Origin of the sequence: Flavobacterium piscisymbiosum (assembly GCF_020905295.1) — a bacterium.
Lineage (GTDB): Bacteria > Bacteroidota > Bacteroidia > Flavobacteriales > Flavobacteriaceae > Flavobacterium > Flavobacterium piscisymbiosum.
Genome location: NZ_JAJJMM010000001.1, coordinates 672,814 through 695,243, shown reverse-complemented (window position 1 = coordinate 695,243; position 22,430 = coordinate 672,814). Strand labels below are relative to the sequence as shown.

The 22,430-nt window shown below is 33.6% G+C and carries 21 protein-coding genes; 10 read left to right on the top strand and 11 right to left on the bottom strand.

The window, feature by feature from the left end; genetic code table 11:
• The first annotated feature begins 150 nt into the window (after window positions 1-150).
• Window positions 151-768, top strand: coding sequence for a thioredoxin family protein (locus tag LNP81_RS03270; RefSeq protein ID WP_230033411.1), 618 nt, complete (start codon window positions 151-153; stop codon window positions 766-768).
• A gap of 367 nt (window positions 769-1,135) precedes the next feature.
• Here LNP81_RS03270 and truB read toward each other — a convergent pair whose 3' ends face one another.
• The 6 genes from truB to LNP81_RS03240 form a co-directional block, all read right to left on the bottom strand.
• Entirely contained in the window at window positions 1,136-1,831 is a 696-nt protein-coding gene (gene truB, locus LNP81_RS03265; RefSeq protein WP_230033410.1) for a tRNA pseudouridine(55) synthase TruB, read from the bottom strand.
• Window positions 1,831-2,628, bottom strand: a complete 798-nt coding sequence (locus LNP81_RS03260; protein ID WP_230033409.1) for an undecaprenyl-diphosphate phosphatase — start codon at window positions 2,626-2,628, stop codon at window positions 1,831-1,833. Before LNP81_RS03260 ends, truB begins: the two co-directional genes overlap by 1 nt.
• A gap of 102 nt (window positions 2,629-2,730) precedes the next feature.
• Window positions 2,731-2,988, bottom strand: a complete 258-nt coding sequence (locus tag LNP81_RS03255; RefSeq protein ID WP_230033407.1) for a DUF3098 domain-containing protein — start codon at window positions 2,986-2,988, stop codon at window positions 2,731-2,733.
• A gap of 119 nt (window positions 2,989-3,107) precedes the next feature.
• Window positions 3,108-3,983, bottom strand: a complete 876-nt coding sequence (locus LNP81_RS03250; protein WP_194617729.1) for a cell division protein FtsX — start codon at window positions 3,981-3,983, stop codon at window positions 3,108-3,110.
• A 468-nt stretch (window positions 3,984-4,451) separates the two neighbouring features.
• Window positions 4,452-7,007, bottom strand: coding sequence for a TonB-dependent receptor (locus LNP81_RS03245; protein WP_230033405.1), 2,556 nt, complete (start codon window positions 7,005-7,007; stop codon window positions 4,452-4,454).
• A 100-nt stretch (window positions 7,008-7,107) separates the two neighbouring features.
• A complete protein-coding gene (locus tag LNP81_RS03240; RefSeq protein WP_230033403.1) occupies window positions 7,108-7,455 on the bottom strand; it encodes a winged helix-turn-helix domain-containing protein in 348 nt (115 codons plus the stop codon).
• A 274-nt stretch (window positions 7,456-7,729) separates the two neighbouring features.
• Here LNP81_RS03240 and LNP81_RS03235 point away from each other — a divergent pair, with 274 nt between their 5' ends.
• A complete protein-coding gene (locus LNP81_RS03235; protein ID WP_230033401.1) occupies window positions 7,730-10,768 on the top strand; it encodes a leucine--tRNA ligase in 3,039 nt (1,012 codons plus the stop codon).
• A 212-nt stretch (window positions 10,769-10,980) separates the two neighbouring features.
• Here LNP81_RS03235 and LNP81_RS03230 read toward each other — a convergent pair whose 3' ends face one another.
• Window positions 10,981-11,157, bottom strand: a complete 177-nt coding sequence (locus LNP81_RS03230; protein ID WP_230033399.1) for a hypothetical protein — start codon at window positions 11,155-11,157, stop codon at window positions 10,981-10,983.
• Between the two features lie 76 nt (window positions 11,158-11,233).
• On the opposite strand from LNP81_RS03230, the gene LNP81_RS03225 reads away from it, so the two are divergent.
• The 3 genes from LNP81_RS03225 to LNP81_RS03215 are packed head-to-tail and all read left to right on the top strand — an operon-like array spanning window position 11,234 to window position 13,139.
• Entirely contained in the window at window positions 11,234-12,082 is an 849-nt protein-coding gene (locus tag LNP81_RS03225; protein WP_230033397.1) for an alpha/beta fold hydrolase, read from the top strand.
• Between the two features lie 3 nt (window positions 12,083-12,085).
• Window positions 12,086-12,559, top strand: a complete 474-nt coding sequence (locus LNP81_RS03220) for an RNA polymerase sigma factor (protein ID WP_230033395.1) — start codon at window positions 12,086-12,088, stop codon at window positions 12,557-12,559.
• Window positions 12,546-13,139 (top strand): hypothetical protein, encoded by a 594-nt coding sequence (locus LNP81_RS03215; RefSeq protein WP_230033393.1) that lies wholly within the window; start codon window positions 12,546-12,548, stop codon window positions 13,137-13,139. Before LNP81_RS03220 ends, LNP81_RS03215 begins: the two co-directional genes overlap by 14 nt.
• A gap of 67 nt (window positions 13,140-13,206) precedes the next feature.
• On the opposite strand, the gene LNP81_RS03210 is transcribed toward LNP81_RS03215, so the two are convergent.
• Window positions 13,207-13,605, bottom strand: coding sequence for an MmpS family transport accessory protein (locus LNP81_RS03210; protein WP_230033391.1), 399 nt, complete (start codon window positions 13,603-13,605; stop codon window positions 13,207-13,209).
• 165 nt (window positions 13,606-13,770) lie between these two features.
• Here LNP81_RS03210 and LNP81_RS03205 point away from each other — a divergent pair, with 165 nt between their 5' ends.
• The 3 genes from LNP81_RS03205 (at window position 13,771) to LNP81_RS03195 (ending at window position 17,201) form a co-directional block, all read left to right on the top strand.
• Window positions 13,771-15,783: a tetratricopeptide repeat-containing sensor histidine kinase gene (locus LNP81_RS03205; RefSeq protein ID WP_230033389.1), complete on the top strand. Its 2,013-nt coding sequence runs from the start codon at window positions 13,771-13,773 to the stop codon at window positions 15,781-15,783.
• Window positions 15,776-16,411, top strand: a complete 636-nt coding sequence (locus LNP81_RS03200) for a response regulator (RefSeq protein ID WP_230033387.1) — start codon at window positions 15,776-15,778, stop codon at window positions 16,409-16,411. The genes LNP81_RS03205 and LNP81_RS03200 overlap by 8 nt, the downstream gene beginning before the upstream one ends.
• Window positions 16,412-16,514: 103 nt before the next feature.
• Window positions 16,515-17,201: a zinc metallopeptidase gene (locus tag LNP81_RS03195; protein ID WP_230033385.1), complete on the top strand. Its 687-nt coding sequence runs from the start codon at window positions 16,515-16,517 to the stop codon at window positions 17,199-17,201.
• A 506-nt stretch (window positions 17,202-17,707) separates the two neighbouring features.
• Here the strand turns inward: LNP81_RS03195 and LNP81_RS03190 are convergent.
• The 3 genes from LNP81_RS03190 to LNP81_RS03180 form a co-directional block, all read right to left on the bottom strand.
• Entirely contained in the window at window positions 17,708-18,178 is a 471-nt protein-coding gene (locus tag LNP81_RS03190; protein WP_007811264.1) for an Lrp/AsnC family transcriptional regulator, read from the bottom strand.
• Window positions 18,179-18,784: 606 nt separating this feature from the next.
• Window positions 18,785-19,534 (bottom strand): uroporphyrinogen-III synthase, encoded by a 750-nt coding sequence (locus LNP81_RS03185; RefSeq protein ID WP_230033383.1) that lies wholly within the window; start codon window positions 19,532-19,534, stop codon window positions 18,785-18,787.
• A 14-nt stretch (window positions 19,535-19,548) separates the two neighbouring features.
• On the bottom strand, window positions 19,549-20,241 hold the full coding sequence (locus tag LNP81_RS03180) for a DUF4271 domain-containing protein (protein WP_230033380.1): 693 nt from the start codon (window positions 20,239-20,241) through the stop codon (window positions 19,549-19,551).
• A gap of 105 nt (window positions 20,242-20,346) precedes the next feature.
• Between LNP81_RS03180 and LNP81_RS03175 the strand changes: the two genes are divergently transcribed.
• Entirely contained in the window at window positions 20,347-21,072 is a 726-nt protein-coding gene (locus tag LNP81_RS03175; protein WP_230033378.1) for a polyprenol monophosphomannose synthase, read from the top strand.
• A gap of 13 nt (window positions 21,073-21,085) precedes the next feature.
• The gene (locus LNP81_RS03170; protein ID WP_230033376.1) at window positions 21,086-22,426 is read left to right on the top strand and encodes a dihydroorotase; all 1,341 of its coding nucleotides are present in this window, start codon (window positions 21,086-21,088) and stop codon (window positions 22,424-22,426) included.
• The last annotated feature ends 4 nt before the right edge of the window (window positions 22,427-22,430 follow it).

Below are 22,430 nucleotides of genomic sequence, written 5' to 3'. Positions count from 1 at the left end.
TATTTTTAAAAATAATGTTTTAAAAAAATTAATAGTTCTTTTATTTTTAAATTTATAAGGAATTTTCAGGATTTTTTTGAATGTGATAAAAGTCATTCTTTGGGTCTTCCTGAAATTTGTAATTTTATCCAATTCAAAAAGTAAATAAATATGAAAAATATTATCGCTAAAGCATTATTTAAAAGTCATACCTATCCTGAATATCGCAAATTGGTTGCTGATTTATTAGTCGACGGCCAATCAACTGGTAGCGAACAATCTGAAAGTTTAACTAATTATAGTAAACTGAACGATGCCAGAATGAATCGATTAGATAAAACGATAAAATTAACAGATGAAATTGTTTTAAAATTAGAAAACCTGGATCATAGATATATTTGGCTTGTAATTTCTGAAGGCTGGTGCGGTGATGCTGCTCAAATACTTCCTATTATTAATAAAATGGCTTTGGCATCGAATAAAAAAATCGATCTTAGAATTGTACTGCGCGACGAAAATGAGGAATTAATGAGCCAATATCTTACGAATGGCGGAAAAGCAATTCCGAAAGTGATTGTAATTTGTAAAGAAGCAGGAATTGTTCGTGCCGATTGGGGACCGCGACCAAAAGTAGCATCTGAATTAATAACGAATTATAAAAAGGAATTTGGTGTATTGGATGAAAAAATAAAAACAGATTTGCAATTATGGTATCTTGCAGATAAAGGGGTTTCGGTTCAGGAAGAACTCATGCAAATTATAGAAGATATCAAATATAATCGTTTGTAATTTTGTTTTGTTAAGATATTAAAAAGGGATTATGTTTTTTAATGTATTGATGTTTAGTTTAATAGATCTTAAAAAGTTATTAAAATATTTTTTTTGATTTAAAAAAAATGTAACTTAGTAACATCATCCCACTTCTATTATTTACTTTCTGATTTACTCTTTTTATTGGTGTTTATTTAATGTTTAACAATTAAAAAATGGACTATTATGAAAAAGTTATTCGAAAGATTTTATGATTTTATTTCAGGTGTATTGTTTGGAGGAAAAAATGTTTGCAATTATTAACTCCAAAAAAACACTTTATGAAATAGAATTACTTTAGGAGTTGGCACATTGCAATTTTTTAATTTGTAATGTGCTTTGTGTTTTATTCTAAGTTAAGGCTTTCCTCAAATAAAGTAACATCGATTGCATTTTTTACGTCATAGTCACCAATTTTGGTTCTGCGTAAAACGGTTAAATGTGATCCTGAATTCATAGCTTTTCCAAAATCATAAGCTATAGATCGAATGTAGGTTCCTTTGCTGCAAACGATTCTAAAATCGATTTCAGGCAAAGCAATTCTGGTAATCTCAAATTCGTGAATAGTAGTTTTTCTGCTGGCAATTTCTATAGTTTCTCCGGCACGTGCATGTTCGTATAAACGAACACCATCCTTTTTAATAGCCGAAAAAATAGGCGGTTTTTGATCGATTTCTCCTAAAAACTGTTTTACGGTTTCATGAATCAAAGCTTCATCGATATGCGATGTTGGAAATGTTTCGTCGATTTCGGTTTCAAGATCATACGATGGAGTAGTGGCTCCGATATAAAAAGTTCCCGTGTATTCTTTTGCCTGGCCCTGCAATTCGGTAATTCTTTTTGTGAATTTTCCGGTGCAAATTAATAATAAGCCTGTTGCCAAAGGATCTAACGTTCCGGCATGGCCAATTTTGAACTTTTTAGGAAGTCCAACTTTATTGATCAAAAGGTATTTTAATTTATTGACAGCTTGAAACGAACTCCATTTTAAAGGTTTGTCTATCAATAAAACTTGTCCGTTTAAATAATCTTCAGGTGTCATTATATAATGGTAAGAGGATGAATGAAAAAGTGAATCAGTAATAAAACGATTCCGGCGATTATTCTATAATAACCAAAAACTTTAAAACCGTTTTTAGTCAAAAATCCAATAAAGGTTTTAATGGCCAAAAGTGCTACAATAAAAGCCACAACATTCCCTATAATTAATAAATTGATTTGATCGTGAGATAAATCGAATCCGTCTTTATAATAATCGTAGCATTTTTTTGCCGTTGCACCCAACATGGTTGGTACAGCCAAAAAGAATGAGAACTCAGCAGCTGTTGTTCTTGATAATTTTTGAGACATACCTCCAACAATACTCGCTCCGCTTCGCGAAACTCCGGGAATCATAGCCAAACATTGAAACATTCCGATTTTGAAAGCCTGTAGATAGGTAATTTCTTGTGAAGTCTCAGCAGTATTCGGATTGTTGAACCATTCATCAACTTTTAATAAAATTAGTCCTCCTATTAAAAGTGAAACAGCAACAGTAACCGGATTTTCTAGTAAACCATCAATAAAATCACTTAATAATAAACCTAAAACTACAGCCGGAATAAATGCAACCAAAAGTTTAAAATAAAAATCAAGTGTTTGAAAAAAACGTTTGAAATATAAAACAACCACAGAAAGTATAGCACCAAGCTGAATAACAATGGTAAAAAGTTTAGTAAAATCTTCGTGGGCAATTCCGAAAAAAGAAGAGGCAATAATCATGTGGCCAGTTGAAGAAACAGGTAAAAATTCTGTTATTCCTTCAATTATAGCTAGAACAATAGCTTGTAATGTATCCATTGAGAACTTTAGATTTTAGATTTTAGATTTCAGATTTGTCACCCTGAGCGATCCCGAAACTTCGGGAGAAGGGCGTTCCAATTAGAAACCTAGTAAATCTATTTATTTTGATTTTTTAAAAATAGAATAAACAGCAATTCCAAAACCAATTAAAACAGTTGTTGGAGCTAAACGAATACGTCTAAAATTAAAAACATCTTCATTAAAGATATTAGGATCTTTACTTCCTCCGCCAGACATTAAGATAAAGCCTAATGCAATAACTCCAATTCCAATTAATAGAATTTTATAGTTAATACCTTCGAAAAGGAATTCTTGTTTTTGTGGCTGTTGTGGTTCTGTATTGTTATTGTTTTTCATCTTGTCATTGCGAGGAACGAAGCAATCTCACCCTCTTTTTATATGATTTTTTTTGTCAGCCTGAGCGAAGTCGAAGGCTATTTTTTAATGTACACTAAAAACTGTGACTGAATACTTTCTTAATAAAGATCGTCTGTTCTTAAATTAAGGAAACGTTGAGTTGCAAAATGTGTGCTTACCCATGTTATTAAAACTCCTAGTCCGAAAACGCCTAATAACACCAATCCTATTAATACTTTATCTTCTAAAATTCCTAAACCAGGAAAATTGGTTTCTACATAAAATAAAACTCCGATAAGGGCAATTATAGCCAATCCTGCGCCTAACATTCCTAATTTTACACTACGCGTTACAAAAGGTTTACGAATAAACGATTTTGTAGCACCTACCATTTGCATGGTTTTAATAATAAATCTATTAGAATGTATCGATAAACGTAACGAACTGTTGATTAATAAAACGGCGATAACAGCAAGGAAACCGCTGATAATCAAAATCCACATACTTACTTTTTTGATGTTGTCGTTTACCAGATTGACCAATTGTTTATCGTAAACAATATCTTCGATCATAGTATTTTTACGCAACTTGCTTTCTATTTGTACGATGCTGTCTCTCTCAACATAATCAGCTTTTAAGTGAATGTCGTAGGAGTTTAATAAAGGATTTTCTCCTAAAAAAGTAAGGAAATCTTCTCCAATAATATCAGTATGTTCTTTTGCTGCTTTGTCTTTGGTAACATAAACATAAGATCTTGCGAAAGGAGCTCTTTTCAATTCAGTATCGAATGCTTTTATCACACTATCATTAGCTTCATTTTTAAAGAAAACCGTCATCGCGATTTTTTCTTTAAAATCATTGGCTAGTTTTTTAGAATTGATAATGAATAATCCCAGTACTCCTAAAAGGAATAAAACCAGAAATACACTTAGTACAACCGAAAAATAAGAGGAAATTAACCTGCGCTTTTGAAATTTATCAAAGTTAGAACTCATAGTTTGCTTAAATTATGTGGTAAAAATAATAAAGAATTTCTTTATTTGAAGTTAATAACGATCAAAGTTTTGACTTTAGTACCATAAATGTACAATTAGATGTTGAATAAAAAGTTTATTTAACTGCAAAGCTTTGTTTTTTTAATCTCGCAAAGACGCAAAGTCGCAAAGGAATAAAAACCTTTAGTTCTCAAGCTTTGCAACTGTTGGTCTTAAAATTTTATTTAACCGCAAAGCGCGCAAAGTTTTTATAACAGATTGTGTTTAGATTAAGTTGACAAAAGCAAAGTTCGCAAAGCTTTGAGAAAAATAGAAACTTAGAAAAATTTACGACAGAGTATACAAAGATTCACACAAAGTTAATTAACATCCAGCTTTGCGAACTTTGTGTTTTTACAAAACCTTCAAAATTTAAAAAACTTTGCGCACTTTGCGGTTAATGTCAATAGTTAAATTTCGCATTGCAAATTACTTCGTTTCCCAAACCAATGATAAATAATACAATCCGCCAATGGATGGTCCGCCTAAAATAGAATTGTAAGGTTTGTTTAGAATATTGGTTCCTCCAAGTTTGGTGGTAATACCTGCTTTTTTGAAATTATAATTGATTTGCGCATCCATCGACCAGTAAGCAGGAACGGTTCCGCTGACTAAAAACGAAACATAATCAAAATTGTTTTGATATCGTGCCGTTGCGCTTGCGCCAAGATTTTTCCAGATATTCGCTGCGATTAATGTTCCGTTTATGTTGAATTCCGGAGTGTTGAATCCGTCTTCGAGACCGTCTTTGTCATCTGTTCGGTCGAGTTTCGTATACGTAACATTCGTCAAAGCCGTGAAAGTTTTATCAATGCGATATTTTAAACCTAAACTTCCTCCGTAATTGTAAATTTTACTTTTAGAATTCGTCCACAAACGGTATCTGTTTTGCGTGTTTTTTGAATACAATGCGGTTGGAATCTGTTTAGGATCTGTAGTATTGGGAATACTGGCTTCGACTTGTGCAATGAAATTTTTATACGAGTTGTAATAAAAATCGGCATCGATAAAAAGATTTTGTTTTAATGCAATTCCTCTAAATCCAAATTCGAAAGAATTAACAAACTCCGGTTGTAAATAGGTATATGGATTTTTCTGAATTGTATTTTTATTCTTTTCAATGGCTTGCGCCTGAGTGATTCCAAGTGTGTTGACATCATTGTTTACCTGCGATTGAAATTTATCTATCGAAGCTTTGGTGTACGAATTCTCAAAAATACCATCCGACATAATGCGCAATCCGCCCACACGTTTTACGCCGCCGCTATTTACGTTAGAAAAACCTTCGAAAATACTCGGGAAACGATAGCCATTTTGATAAGAAGCTCTAAAGCTAATTTCGTTTTTGGGAGCATAAACGGCAGTAAACTGAGGCGTAAATTTTGTATTGAAATAATCGGCTTTGTCCATTCTTATGGTGGCGCCCAAGCTTATTTTTCGATCTAAAAAATCTTTTTTTAATTGTGTAAAAGCACCTGTTTTTTGATAAGTCAAATTTTCAGAAGGATTTACCGGATTAATAAAGTAGTTTCCGTCAGGTACAATGATATAAGTTCTGTAGTCGAAACCGCTCAATAATTGGGCATCTATTTTTTCGAAGAAAGTGAGGAAAGCTTTGTCCCAATTTAATAAACCTTCGGCATGAACCAAAGTCGATTTTACGCGCAAAGCTGCGCCGTAATCCCAATTGTTGATGTTGATTAATTCTTCTTTTTCCTGATTGTAAGCGTCAGTTCCGGGTTCAAAACGGCCTTGGTCTGATGATGTTCTGGCTATTTTATGCGCATCGGCTACAGCAGATCCGTTTGTTATGGCATTTTTATAAGCGACAGAATAATCAGCAAACCATTGATCATCTGATTTATACGCGCGATCCATATTTTCTGCAAGAGAACGAAGGTTGTATGAGTTTCCGGTATTCTCGAAAGTGGCATATCCTTTTACCTGAAAAATTGGAGTATGATAATCAACGGCAATTTGGTTTAAAGTATAATTGTCTAATCTAAATCGGTTTGAACGTTGATAGATTGTATTGATTAATGCGGTTTTGTAAGTCACAGCCAATTCATTTCCTTTTTTAGGACGAAAGTAAAAACCAACATCGGCTTTATAATTTTTTATTCCATAATCAGAAATATCTGTTTCGCGATAACCTGTCCTGGCAACCACATAATTTTTACCATTTAGGTTTAAAGTTTTCCTGTTGGCCGATTCGTTTCCGTAGCCATTTACTTCGTCATAAGCCGGATTATCTGTGCCGTATAAATTGGTTGAAGCATTAGCATTTGGAGCCAAATCTGTCCGGTCATCAGCAACCCAATCTGTTCCGCCTGTTGTCGAAGCATTAATTTTAAAGGCAAATTTTTCATTGAATGCTTTTGCAAAACGTAAATTAAACTGCGAATAAATCTTCGGTGAAAACCGGTCAATATTTCCAACATGATTTACGCCGGTCAATTGCTGAATGCTGACGCCCTGATATTCGAAAGGGTTTTTAGTCTGAATATTGGCAAGACCATTTATGGCGTTCATTCCGTATAAAGCTGCGGCCGTTCCCGGAATAATTTCTATTTTGTCAATATCGAGATCATTCGCGCCTAATGCATTTGCAATTGGAGCGCCCAAATGTGGTGCCTGATTATCTATTCCGTCAACCAATTGTGCAAAACGTACGTTGGTCGAATTCGCAAAACCTCTTGTATTGATGACTTTAAAACCTAAACTCGGCGTGATGATCTGAACGCCTTTTATATTTTCGAGTGCTTCATAAATACTTGGAGATCCCATTGTTTTGGCTTCCGCCGATTTTAACTGCTCGATACTTATAGGAGAACGCATTATTTTTTCGGAACGACGGGAAGCTGTAATCACAATTTCGTTCAACTCTTCTTTTTTGATGCTATCCTGGCTTCTTTTTGAATTTTCTACTTGAGAAAAACAATTAAAGCTGATTAAAAATAGAAAAAGATAAAGTTGAATTTTCATGATTTGGATTATTATTCAGTATGTTTATAAATGAATACCGAAGTGTTTAAAAGAATGTTTTTTTTTCGCTGTAATTTTTATAAATAAATAATTTAGGATTTTAGGATTTTAGGTTTTGAGTTTCTTTTTGGGCAAAATCTTTAATCCGTTTTTCGATTTCATAAAATACGGTTATTGCTTTTTCTCCGGCAGGAGTTAGTCTTGCGCCGCCGCCGCCTTTTCCGCCAAGAAGTTTTTCTACCAACGGATTTTCTGCCCGCTGATTCATTTCTTCGACCAATTGCCATGCCTGACGATACGCCATTTTCATTTCTTTAGCCGCATTGGTAATAGATCCGGTTTTTCGAATATTTTCTAATAACCAGATTTTTCCAATTCCTAAAAAAGGACCTTCGGCTTCTTCAATCCAAAGTCGTACTTCAATAGTGTATTTTTTATTATTTTCCATTTTTGCACTTTAAAAAACATCTTTAAAAATAGACTATTTTTAGTAAAATGATTCTTCTAATTCGAAAAGTGTTTAAAAAAGACCATTTTCTGCTCTAAATATCAGAGTGCAAATTTGAGTATTTATGGGTTTTTAAAGAATGATTTTTATCACATTTTTTAATCTAAAAAAATTACTTTGGTACAATCCACAATAAACGTAAATTTGCAAACTTATTATTCAATATACTAAAACTTAGCAACTCAGTTACTCAGTAACTCAGCAACTCAAAGAAATGAAATACAATCCAAACGAAATCGAAGAAAAATGGCAGAAATATTGGGCTGAAAACCAAACTTTTGCTGCATCAAACAATTCTGAAAAACCAAAGCATTATGTACTGGACATGTTTCCTTACCCGTCTGGGGCAGGATTACACGTAGGACATCCGCTGGGTTATATTGCTTCAGATGTTTATTCTCGTTTCAAAAGACATCAGGGTTTCAATGTTTTGCACCCAATGGGTTATGACAGTTTTGGTTTGCCGGCAGAACAATATGCGATACAAACAGGGCAACGTCCGGAAGATACAACGCGCGTAAATATCGACGGTGGAGTAGATAAAGAAGGAAAACAAATTGCAGGATATAGAAAACAATTGGATAAAATTGGTTTTTCGTTTGACTGGAGCCGTGAAGTGCGTACGTCAAATCCTGATTATTATAAACATACACAATGGATTTTTATCCAGTTATTTAATTCGTGGTATTGCAGAAAACAAGGAAAAGCATTTGATATTTCAGAGCTTGTAAAAGTTTTTGAAGAAGAAGGAAATGTTTTGGTCGAAGCAGTTTGCGATGATAATGTTGCGATTTTTACAAGAGAAGATTGGAATTCGTATTCTGACGATCAGAAAGAAAAAATCCTTTTGCAATACAGAATGACTTATTTGGCTGAAACCGAAGTAAACTGGTGTCCCGGTTTAGGAACTGTTTTGGCGAATGACGAAATTGTAAACGGAGTTTCAGAACGTGGTGGATATCCGGTTATTCGTAAAAAAATGACCCAATGGAGCATGCGAATTTCGGCTTATGCAGAACGTTTGTTGCAAGGTTTAAATGATATCGACTGGAGTGAATCGATAAAAGAATCACAAAGAAACTGGATCGGAAAATCGGTTGGTGCTTTAGTTACTTTTAATGTAAAAGATCATAACGAAGTTATCGAAGTATTTACTACTCGTCCTGATACTATTTTTGGAGTTACTTTTATGACTTTGGCACCGGAACATGATTTGGTAGCTAAAATTACAACTCCGGAACAAAAAGCAGTAGTTGAGGCTTATATCGAAAAAACAGCAAAACGTTCAGAGCGTGAGCGTATGGCCGATGTAAAAACCATTTCTGGAGTATTTACCGGAGCTTATGCAGAACATCCTTTTACAAAAGAACCAATTCCGGTTTGGATTGGGGATTACGTTTTAGCAGGTTACGGAACTGGTGCTGTAATGGCGGTTCCTTGCGGAGACGAAAGAGATTATGCTTTTGCGAATTTCTTTAAAGGTGAAAACGGAATGCAGGAAATCAAGAATATCTTCGCCAATGTTGATATTTCTGAAGCGGCTTACGGTTCTAAAGACAATGTTGAAATCGCCAATTCTGATTTCTTAAACGGATTAAATTACAAAGCGGCAACTCAAAAAGCAATTGCTGAATTAGAAAAATTAGGGCAAGGAAAAGGAAAAACAAATTACCGTTTGCGTGATGCTGTTTTCTCTCGTCAGCGTTATTGGGGAGAACCTTTCCCGGTGTATTATGTAAATGGTTTGCCAAAGATGATCGATGCGCAGCATTTGCCAATTATTTTACCTGAAGTAGAGAAATATTTACCAACTGAAGATGGTTTGCCTCCGTTAGGAAACGCAGCTGTTTGGGCTTGGGATACTCAAAACAATATAGTTGTCAATACAGATTTGGTAGATCATGCAACGATTTTTCCATTAGAATTGAATACTATGCCAGGTTGGGCAGGAAGTTCTTGGTATTGGATGCGTTATATGGATGCGCATAACGAAACTGAATTTGCAAGCAAGGAAGCTTTGAAATATTGGGAAAGCGTAGATTTATATATTGGAGGAAGCGAACACGCAACCGGACACTTATTGTATTCTCGTTTCTGGAACAAATTCTTAAAAGACAAAGGTTTTGCTCCAACCGAAGAACCATTCAAAAAACTGATCAATCAGGGAATGATTTTGGGAACGACTGCTTATGTTTATAGATTGGAAGTTTTGTTTAAACAATTTGTTAAATCTAATATAAATCGATCAGAAACTAACGGACAAGTTTATAAAGAGGTATTTGTTTCTAAAGATTTGGTAGATAAATATAAAAAAGATAAAGATCTTTCTTTTATAAAAGGAAAACTTAAAGAGCATATTGAAGGAGCTGTTAATGACTTCAATGGAAAGAATGAAGAATGGGAAATGAATTATTCTTTAGATTTTCAGCCTCTTAGAGTAGACGTAAATTTTGTCAATTCTTCAGATGAATTAGACGAAGAGAAATTTAAAAATTGGAGGGAAGATTATGCTAAAGCAGAATTTATTAATCAAGATGGTAAGAAATACATTGTAGGCCGTGAAGTCGAAAAAATGTCGAAATCATATTACAACGTGGTAACTCCAGATGATATTTGTAATGAATACGGTGCTGATACATTACGTTTGTACGAAATGTTTTTAGGACCATTAGAGCAAGCAAAACCTTGGAATACTGCCGGAATTTCAGGCGTATTTGGTTTCCTTAAAAAATTATGGAGATTGTATTTTGATGAAAATAACGGTTTAATCGTAAACAACGACGAACCAACAAAAGACAACTTAAAATCATTACACAAAACCATCAAAAAAGTAGCAGAAGATATCGAGAGTTTCTCTTTTAATACTTCGGTTTCTCAGTTTATGATTTGTGTGAATGAATTGTCTGCTCAAAATTGTCATTCGAGAGCCATCTTAGAGCCATTAGCGATTTTGGTTTCGCCTTACGCGCCGCATATTGCTGAAGAATTATGGTCGCAATTAGGGCACACAACTTCTATTGCAACAGTTGATTTTCCTGTTTTTGAAGCCAAACATTTAGTAGAGACGAATAAAGAATATCCGGTTTCTTTCAATGGTAAAATGCGTTTCACAATCGAATTGCCTTTGGATTTGACCAAAGAACAAATCGAAGAAATCATCATGAAAGACGAAAGAACATTACGTCAGTTAGATGGTAAAACTCCAAATAAGGTGATTATTGTTCCTGGAAAGATTATCAATTTGGTTGGATAACCGAATAAATTCCAAATATTTAAAATTCCAAATTCCAATTTTACGATTGGGGTTTGGGATTTTTTTTGCACTTATTTTTTTGCCACGAATTCACGAATTGCTTTTTTACGTTTTAATTTGTCATTTCAATTTCTGTAATATTTTTTGTGAGGAGCTAATCCCGCTATCCGTTCCAATCTTTTATTTTTTTAAAGGAAAAAAAATAAAAGGATTTACACTTCTATCGGGGCTAGGGCAATCATTTTCATGATAATATTTTCGTATAGTTTGCGGAAAAAACTTTGCGCCCTTGCGCCTTTGCGAGCAAAAAAAATCGCGCCCTTTGCGTAAACCTTTGCGCTCTTTGCGGTTAAATAACGACCATAAATATTAAAATTTATTTTTTTCAAAAAAATCTGTAACATTTTAAAACTTCTCGTATCCAAAAGGCGAATTAAATCATTTAACAACTTAAATCTATTAAAAATGAAAAAGTATATCATCCTGGTTATCGCCTTATTATTTTCAGCATTATGTTTAAATGTATTTGCACAAACAAAACAATATCCGTTTGAGGTTCTTAAAACCGGAAAAGGAAAACAATCCATTTTATTTATTCCCGGATTTGCCTCATCAGGAGATGTCTGGAATGAAACCAAAGCAACTTTCGAAAAAGATTTTACCTGTTACACTTTTACAATGGCTGGTTTTGCAGGAGTAAAACCCCAGCCAAATCCTTCTTTTAAAAATTGGGAAGATGAAATCGTTAATTATATAAAAGCAAATAAAATAGAGAAACCAATTGTTGTTGGTCATAGTATGGGCGGCGGATTAGCATTGGCAATTGCTGCAGATTATCCTGAATTAATCAGTAAAATTATTGTGGTCGACGCATTACCATGTTTAGGCGCGTTGATGGATCCTTCATTCAAATCAAAAGAAAATAATGACTGTTCAACTATGGTAAGTCAAATGACGGCATTATCAGATACTCAGTTTGCAGATATGCAGAAAAAAACAATGCCAAGACTTCTTGAAGATACTTCGAAACTAGATATGGTAGTAGATTGGAGCCTAAAATCAGATCGAAAAACCTTTGCCGAAATGTATTGCGATTTCTCTAATACCGATTTAAGAGATAAAATTGCAGCTATAAAATGTCCGTCATTAATTTTACTGGAATCTTATTTTGTAAATTTAAAACCAGCAATTGATGCTCAGTATAAAAATTTAAAAACAGGCAATTTTCAATATGCCAATAAAGGTTTGCACTTTATAATGTATGATGATAAAGCGTGGTATTTAACTCAGATTGGCAATTTTATAAAATCGTAATAAATGGAATTTGAAACTATTTATAAAACATATTGGGACAGGATCTTCAGGCTTTGTATGGGTTTCGTAAACGATCATGATGTTGCACAGGATTTGGCACAGGAAACTTTTATTATTGTTTGGCAAAAGCTGGAAACTTTTAGAAATGAATCCGGTATAGGAACTTGGATTTTTAGAATCGCATCTAATAATTGTTTAAGGCAGATTGAAAAAGAAAAACGCTTCCCAAAATCGGATTTGCCCAATCATCTTACCGAGGAAAAACAGACTTCGATAGAACCTCAAATTCAGTTTTTATACAAATGTATTGCCGAATTGCCGGAAACAGACCGTATCATTATTTCGCTGGAATTAGAAGAAGTGAAGCAAGCCGAAATTGCTACAATTATTGGGCTTTCTGAAGCGAATGTTAGAGTGAAAATTCACAGAATTAAAGAAAAACTGACTCAAAAATTTAAAGAAAATGGACAACAATAATATAGATTTTAAAGATTTATGGAAGAAACAAACCGTAAATCAGCCCAATATTGAAGATTTGTTACTGAGATTAAAACAGTTTAAAAAATCAAGTTTAAGATCTTTGTGGAGAACTAATATCTTACTTGCAGCAACAACTGCTTTTATAATTTTTTTATGGTACCATTATCAGCCTGAATTTATTTCGACCAAAATTGGAATCGTTTTGGCGATTTTGGCAATGGTAATGTATGTAGGTATTTATAACAAATTGTTGGGGCCTTATAAAAATACAGATACTACACAAACCAATCAGGAATATTTGCAACAGTTAATTTCGATTAGAAAAAAACAGCAATACATGCAGTCTAAAGTATTGAGCTGGTATTTTGTTTTGCTTATGGCAGGAATTTGTCTGTATATGTATGAATACGCATCAAGAATGACTGTTTTCTACGCTTTGGTTACTTACGGAATCACTTTGTTGTGGATTGCATTTAATTGGTTTTATATTCGACCAAAGCAAATCAAAAAACAGGAAACTAAAATTAATCATCTGATTGAGAAATTTGAGGAAATCAACAATCAATTAGAGTCATAAAAAAAAGCCTCGTAATATACGAAGCTTCTTTTTTCCAAAATTGAAATAAAAATTCTACTCCTAAAATTTATAGAGGGAAAGCATAAGGTACAAGAGTTACCACAATGATTCCGTCATTGTTTGCTTTTGCAGTCGATTCTTTTACTACTTTACCGCCAACATAAATTTTGGCAGTTAGGGTTTGATCTTTAACTCCGCCATGACCACTTGCGCTGGCTGTCACAGCATTAACACCTGCATCAACGGTGATTTCTTTTGTCCAAGGCAAGGCGGTAACGTCCTCATTTAATGGATTTCCACCCTTATCAAAATAAATTGTACTAAGTTCTCCTGAAAAATTTCCGGTTAGCTCATATTTTACATCTCTTGAAACAGGTGCTGAGTCATTATTGTCGTCGCTGCTGCAAGATCCTGCTGTAAAAGCAAGGGTGAATACAATCGCTAAAGTTTTTAAAATAGATTTCATAATATAGTTTATTAGTTAACATTCATTTAAAACAAAATTAGACGCTTATAAATGAGATGACAATACCTGATAAAATGCATTTTGAATTACCTGATATCAGGTAAAAGTGGTGTAATTGCTTTTTAAACATTTTTTTATTTGATATTTTTGAATAAATACCACTTTATGAAGAAAATCTACTTATTAATATTATTTCTTTTTTTATCTGCCGTTTCGCATTCGCAGGTAATTCTTTCTCTTGATGATGATTCGGTTTATATAGACAGTATTGCTAAAATTGCCAAAAACACTAAGTCAGATAGTATTAAATGCTTGTATAGCTTTAAGTTGTCTAAAATGTATTTGATGGTTCAGGATGTCAAAAAATCAAAAGAATATTTAGAACAGGCTAATAAACTAAAAAGAAGATTTCCGTTCTTAAATGATGCAGGAATCTTTTATAATGCTTATAGTTTTTTAGAAAAAGGTGATGCTGATGGCTTCGAAAAAGCGCTATTTGAAGGGAACAATAAGCTAAAAAAGTATTATAATACCGAAGCATTTCGACTCCGTGCCATTATTCTGCAGAATTACGGTATCATGCAGCAACGAAAGAACAACGAAAAGGGTTATATGAAACTGCTTATTAATGAAGCTATTCCTGCTGCTAAAAAAAGCCGTGATTATGAATTGATAAGCGGATTGTATAAAGCGGTTGCTATTATTTTTATGAATAACAACGAACGCGAAAAAGCGAGTGAATATTTAAGTGAAGCTCAGAAATATATCGAAAGAGCTATTAAAAAATCACCAACGCTGGCTGAGTCAAAAATGGAAACGTATATTATTAATGCTGAAAATTTAGTAGAGTTACAGCATTTTTATGATGCCCAAAAAGTACTTGATAAAGCATTTTCGACCTTGAAGAATTTCCCTGAATCGAATTTAAACGATTCTTATTTTTATTCTGAAGGATTGTATTATGCCAGGTTAAATAAAAATGCAGATGCTTTGGCGAGTTACGGGAAAGGTATTAAATCGGCAGAAAAGCATCAAAACCAAATCGCATTAAACAGGTTGAAATATGCAGAGTACGAAGTAAATTTTAAATTAAAAAACTATGATAAAGCAAAAGCCAATCTGGAGTATCTTTTAGAAAAAACACCTTTTATTGTTGATCAAAAGAATTACTATAATAAGTTGTCTGAAGTTTATAATGCAACCAAAAATTATGATAAGGCTTATTTCTATTCAAATAAATCGAATAGAATAAATGACAGCCTGAATGGTACTAAGTTTAAAAGCGAAATTGTAGAGCTTGAAGCAAAATATAAAAAAGCCGAAAGTGAGAAAAAAATAACGATGCTGCAATCGCTAAACGACAAAGCCGCTTTAATGGTATACAGCAACCGTTTGAATTCATTGCTTTTTGCAGGTTTGTCTTTTCTGTTGCTTGTGATTGTTTTGTTTTTGTGGATTTTCAATAAAAACCAAAAGAAATTAAGTATTCAAAAAGAAATCAACCTTAAGCAAGAATTGTCTGCTTTTGAAAATCGTCATAAACTTTCAGTTTCCAAGGCTTTGATTCAGGGTGAAGAAATGGAGCGAAAACGAATTGCCAGAGAGCTGCACGATGGTCTGGGAAGTATGCTTTCGAGTGTAAAAATTCATTTGAACCTCGCGAAAAAAGAAAATGCTGAAACTGTAAACGGAGTAGATGCTATGCTCGATAATTCGATAAAAGAACTTCGAAACATATCGCAGAATTTAATGCCCGAAAGTTTGCTGGAATTGAGTTTAGAACATGCTTTAAGAGATTTATGCGCTGCAAATTCTAATGCTGTTACCAAAGTTGAATTTCAGTATTTGATAAAAAAATCAAGACTTCCTAAAAATTCCGAAATCATGATTTATAGAATTATTCAGGAGCTATTAAACAATGCTTTAAAGTATGCAAAAGCTTCTCAGGTTTTGGTTTCATGCTCTCAAAACAAAGACGTATTTTTTATTACGGTTGAAGATAATGGAGTTGGTTTTGATGTTTTGGATCCGAAAAATAAAAACGGAATGGGATTGAAAAATATTAAAAATCGCGTGGAATTCCTGAACGGGAAATTAGAGATTGATAGTAAACGTAATCAGGGAACGTCTGCTTATATAGAATTAAATGTAATCAACGAAAATCAGGAAAATGAGTAAAAAATATAAAATGGTTGTGGTTGATGATCATCCTATCGTGATTTCGGGTATTTCAGGGCTTTTATCTGATTTAGAAAATATTGAAATTATCGAGAAAATGCAGTCCGGCGTTATGCTTTTGGATTATGTAGAGAATAACGAAGTAGATTTGGTTTTAATGGATATTTTTCTTCCGGTAATAACCGGTATCGATTTATGTAAAGCAATTAAACAGAAATTTCCGCAGGTAATTGTTATCGGAATGAGCAGTCAGTCTGAACGAAGTTTAGTAATGAAGTTTATTCAGAATGGAGGAAATGGTTATATCCTGAAAAGTGCTTCGTTTGATGAATTTAAAAACTGTATCAATAAAGCAATTGAAGGCGAAATTGTGTTTAGTGATGAGGTTAAAATAATCGTAAGTCAGCCTTTATCTGAAGATCTGGATACTATTCCGAGTTTGAGCCGAAGAGAAAAAGATATTGCCATTTTACTTTCAAAAGGAAAACAAACCCAGGAAATTGCCGATGAACTTTTTTTAAGCTTTTTAACGGTGCAGACTCACAGGCGAAATATTCTTCAAAAATACAAAACCAAAAATGTCGCAGAATTAATAACATTGCTGCTGAAAAACAATCTTTTAGATTGAAAAAGTGTCCTGTAAAATGCCAAAATGACATTTTTTTAAATTGGTTCAGAAATTGCAGTTTCTTTTGTAACTTTAGTAATCAATCAAATAAAAGTAAGAAAATATGGGAAGTGGATATTTAATTATTGCAGGAGCAATTATGTTGTTCAGCTGGTTAGTGAGTTCAAAGCTCAAAAGTAAGTTTGAATTATATTCGAAAATACAGTTAAGAAACGGAATGAGTGGTGCAGAAATTGCCGAAAAAATGTTGGCTGATAATGGAATTACTGATGTTAGAGTAATCTCAACTCCGGGACAATTAACAGATCATTATAATCCTTCAGATAAAACAGTAAATTTAAGCGAGGCAGTTTACAATCATCGTAATGCAGCTGCGGCGGCTGTTGCGGCGCACGAATGTGGTCACGCTGTGCAACATTCTATAGGTTACGAATGGCTGGCTTTACGTTCTAAACTGGTGCCAATTGTGAGTATTGCCTCAAATTATGTACAATGGATTTTGCTGGCCGGAATTTTAATGATCAGGACTTTTCCGCAATTACTATTGGTAGGAATCGTGATTTTTGCCGCAACTACATTGTTTACCATTATAACGTTGCCTGTAGAGTACGATGCGAGCAACAGAGCGCTTGCCTGGTTAGAAAATAAACACATGCTGACACAGGAAGAACAGGCTGGAGCAAAAGACGCTTTAAAATGGGCTGCAAGAACGTATGTTGTAGCGGCTATAGGATCAATTGCAACGTTGCTGTACTATATCTCGATTTATTCCGGAAGCAGAAGGAATTAAAAAAAATAGATTATTTGTCAATTAGATCATGATATAAACCCGATTAGTTTTAAAGCTAATCGGGTTTTTTATGAATTGCTGAAGCTTAAAAAGATAAATACTAAAACCCAAATTCCGGATATGATAAAAACGGAGTTTAAGTATTGTTTGTTCTCTGATTTATGATATTTGAAAAAAAGAATTAATGAATAAATTATACTTACCGGTATTGAAAGTAAAAACAGTAAAAAGCCAAATCCTGGCGTACAAACACCACTTGGGCTTGTTTTTTCTGCGATAAATGCTATTACAAAGTAAAATATAAAAAACAGAATAGTTTTAATCTCGGGTCTAATGTTTGTCATAAAGGTTTCGTAAATTATCTTATTATCAAATTGACACATTGCCTAATTTAATTGCAGTTTAAACGCGACTGGTTTTAAAACCTGCCGCGTTTACTAGATGTAGAATTCCAGCTTCTCATTTCGAATTTGAATTTGGAATTTTTTATATTGGAATTTCTTTCCTTAAAGTTGAATTTGTCTGTCAATTTGTTGATCCAGCGAAATAAATGTTTCGGTTCTTGAAACACCTTCTATAGCCTGAATTTTAGTGTTTAAAAGCTGCATTAAATGTTCGTTGTCGCGACAAATGATTTTTATTAATACAGACCAGTTTCCGGTTGTATAGTGACATTCGAGAACTTCGGGGATTTTTTTCAGATCTTTTACGGCTTCGGAGTTTCGGGAAGCTTTGTCCAGATAAACACCAATGAAAGCCATAGTATTGTATCCTAAAACTTTTGGGTTTACGGTAAATTTAGAACCTGATATAACGCCCGATTGTTCCAGTTTCTTTAAACGCTGATGAATCGCAGCTCCTGAAATGCCTATTTTATTGGCGATTTGCAAAATGGGTTTTCTGGCATCATCCATTAAGTAACGCAGGATTTCTTTATCGATACCGTCAATTTCAATTAAAAGGGAGTTGATTTTCATAGTTGTGGTTTGAAACTTATTTAGATGATTTGGTTTAAAATAGAAATCAAATTTAGGAATAAAACTTTAAAATATTTAAAAAATCAAGATTTGAATTATTTTTCTCAGCGTTGAGTTTTTTTTCACCATTAAGAGATTAAGAAAATAAAGAGAAGTTCTTAAAATGTGAAATTTAAATAAAGAACAAAGGGGACTTTGACAAATGTTTATGTTCAAAGTTATTATGCGCATTTTTGTCATGCCGATTTCTATGATAAAACCAAACTTTTTTTCAGGAGCTAATCCCGCTATCCGTTCCAATCTTTTGTGGCTCCCGATAGCTATCGGGACCGCTACAAAAGGATTTTCTCTTCTATCGGGGCTAGGACATCTGTTTTCATAACAGTATTATCGTATAGTTTGTCATCCCGAGGAACGAGGGATCTCCGCGAGTAGCTCGAGAAAGACAGGTAGTTTACTTTACGGATTTTCTTACGGAGATCCCTAGTTCGGGATGACAATGATTGTGTTTAGATACTTAAAATCGAAAGTGATTTAAAATAAAAAATTCCAAATCCCAACAGTAAAGTTGAAATTTGGAATTTTTGATATTGTATTTAAAAAGGATTATTTTCCTTTGTTTGCTTCGCTAATGTATTTTTCTAAAGCCATTGTCATAGAAGGTGTTTCCGGAGTTGGAGCAAGAATATCAATTCTTAAACCATGATCTAGAGCTTCTTTTTGAGTTGTGCTTCCAAAAACAGCGATTCTGGTCTCGTTTTGCTTAAAGTCCGGGAAGTTTTTAAATAATGATTTAATTCCGGTTGGACTAAAGAATGCTAAAACATCATAATAAACATCTGCAAGATCAGATAAGTCACTCATTACTGTTTTGTAAAAAACAGCTTGTGCCCAATCTACTTTTAGATTGTTTAACGTTATAGGAGCATCAGCATTTAGTTGATCAGATGCAGGAAGCAAAAACTTTTCGTCTTTGTACTTTTTGATAAGAGGTGATAAGTCTGCAAAATCTTTTGCTCCAACGTAAATTTTACGTTTTCTATACACAACATACTTTTGCAGGTAAAATGCAACAGCTTCAGATTGGCAGAAATATTTCAATCCTTCAGGAACTTTATAACGCATTTCATCCGCTACTCTAAAAAAATGATCTACCGCATTACGGCTTGTCAAGATTATAGCAGTATAATGATTAAGGTCGATTTTTTGTAATCGAATCTCTTTTGCATTAACCCCTTCCACATGAATAAATGGTCTGAAATCAATTTTTATTTTGTGTTTTTGTTGGAGCTCAAAGTAAGGAGAATTTTCCACTTTAGGTTCAGGCTGTGACACCAAAATTGTTTTCACTTTCATATTGTAAACTTTTTCTAAGCACTTACTTTTGTAATCCAATAATAGAGAAAATAATAAGGTGCTATTTCAAGAGCGCAAAGATATAAAATAAAATAAAATAACTTGCTGATTATTGCGTTTTGATATGTTTTTATTGAAATAAAATATGAGTAAAGACTGATACATAGCGAAATACCTATGATTATGAGCGGTATAATTTTAGGAATATTGTCATAATAAAACAAAATGGCATTAATAGGAAGCACTAAAACGCCAATATAAGTTCTGTATGTAACTTTTTGTAAGTTAAAAAGGTCGGCAAACTCATCAATATTGAATGAAGTTGCTACAATTTTTTCGATTAAAAACTTCGCTAAAATAAAGTAAAGTAAAAATGTGGCGATTTGAATAAACAGAATCCAGTCGGTTTTTGAAACATCATAAATTCCAGTTTTAGCATTCTCTGAAAAAATATGCATTGTCAACTGAATGAAAAAAGCATACGAAATAACTTGTACAAAAAACAAACCAACTGTAAAACTACTTTTTAGATGGTTGTTATCACGATAAATTTTTGCGTATTTGTCTGAGAAAATAAGCTTGCTAAATTCACTAAATCTGGTTTCATAAGCTGATTTAGTCATAGCAACAACAGCAAAAGTCAACACAAATAAAAGTGTTGCCCAGTCTTTGTTTTCGATAATTCGAGGGTGAAGTTGTTCAATCATAACGATACAAAATTAGTAATTTTTTGTTTCAATACTTTTATTATAAATTTATTATGAATCAAATGCCATAAAAAGTTTACTTTTGCGGTGAAATTACTCCGAAAAATGAATGATTGTATTGTCATAATCCCCACTTATAACGAAATTGAAAATATAGAAAGTATAGTTAGAGCTGTACTCTCTCAGCACAAACCTTTTCATCTTTTAATTATCGATGATAATTCGCCGGATTTTACGGCAAATAAGGTAATTGCTTTGCAGGAAGAATTTCCTGATAGGTTGTTTTTAGAAAAAAGAGCCAAAAAATCAGGTTTAGGTACTGCTTATGTTCATGGTTTTAAATGGGCCCTTGAACGCAAATACGATTACATTTTTGAAATGGATGCCGATTTTTCGCATAACCCCAATGATCTTGAGAAATTATTTGATGCTTGCCATTTTGGTGGGGCAGATCTGGCTATTGGCTCTCGTTATGTAACAGGTGTAAATGTGGTAAACTGGCCATTGAGTCGTGTTTTAATGTCTTATTTTGCCTCTGTTTATGTGAAGTTTATTACCGGAATGAAAATTCATGATGCCACGGCAGGTTTTGTTTGCTATAAAAGAGAGGTGTTGGAAAAGATCAATCTTAATAAAATAAAATTTGTAGGTTATGCTTTTCAGATCGAAATGAAATACAGGACTTATTGTGCTAAATTTCAAATTACCGAAGTTCCAATTATCTTTACAGACAGAACCAAGGGAGTTTCGAAAATGAGCAATGCTATTATCAAAGAAGCTATTCTGGGTGTAATTTCCCTTAGATTAAAAAAATTAGTTAATACCTTATAATACCACAATGGCGATGAACAGGATTTTAATAAAGAATGCTAAAATTGTAAACGAAGGATCTATTTTTGAAGGTGATGTCCTGATCGAAAACGATTTGATCGTTGAAGTTGCAGACAGCATTAGCTTAAAAACATCTGATTGTAAAGTGATTGATGCCGAAGGAAGTTATTTAATGCCGGGCGCAATCGATGATCAGGTGCATTTTAGAGAACCGGGATTAACACATAAAGGAGATATCGAATCAGAATCGAGAGCTGCGGTTGCGGGAGGAATTACTTCTTTTATCGAACAGCCTAATACGGTTCCTAATGCGGTTACTCAGGAAATTTTAGAAGATAAATACCAAATTGCTGCCGTGAAATCATTTGCGAATTATTCGTTTATGATGGGGGCAACCAATGATAATCTGGAGGAAGTTCTAAAAACTAACCCGAAAAATGTTGCCGGAATCAAGATTTTCTTAGGATCGTCTACCGGAAATATGTTGGTAGATAACGAAGCGACTTTAGAAAAAATATTCTCAAGCACGCCCATGTTAATTGCTGTGCATTGCGAAGATGAAACTACGATTCAGAATAACCTTGCCGCTTTTAAAGAGCAATATGGTGATGATGTTCCGGTAACAGCGCATCATTTGATTCGTAGTGCCGAGGCTTGTTATATTTCATCATCAAAAGCTGTGGCATTAGCAAAGAAAACGGGAGCCCGTTTGCATATCTTTCACCTTTCAACTGCGAAAGAAATGGAATTGTTTACGAATAAAATTCCTTTAGAAGATAAAAAAATTACTGCTGAGGTTTGTGTACATCATCTTTGGTTTACCGATGAAGATTATAAAATAAAAGGAAATTTCATCAAATGGAACCCTGCTGTAAAAACTGCCCAGGACAGAGCTGAGCTTTGGAAAGCTTTAAACGATGGTCGTATTGATGTAATAGCTACAGATCACGCGCCTCATACAAAAGAGGAAAAAATGCAATCGTATTTGAATGCTCCTTCTGGAGGGCCACTTGTACAACATGCAGTTGTGGCAATGTTCGAAGCGCATCACCAGGGAAAAATTACTGTAGAAAAAATCGTAGAGAAAATGTGCCACAATCCGGCTAAGATTTTCAAAATCGAAAAAAGAGGTTTTATAAGAGAAGGTTATTTTGCTGATTTGGTAATTGTAAATCCAAGTTTGCCTTGGAGCGTAAAACCAGAAAATATCCTTGCAAAATGCGGATGGTCACCTTTTGAAAATTTTACTTTTAAATCAAGAATTACACATACTTTTGTAAATGGTGAATTGGTTTATAATAATTTTAAAGTAAAAGACCTGCGCAACGGAAAAAGATTATTGTTTGATAGATAAAAAG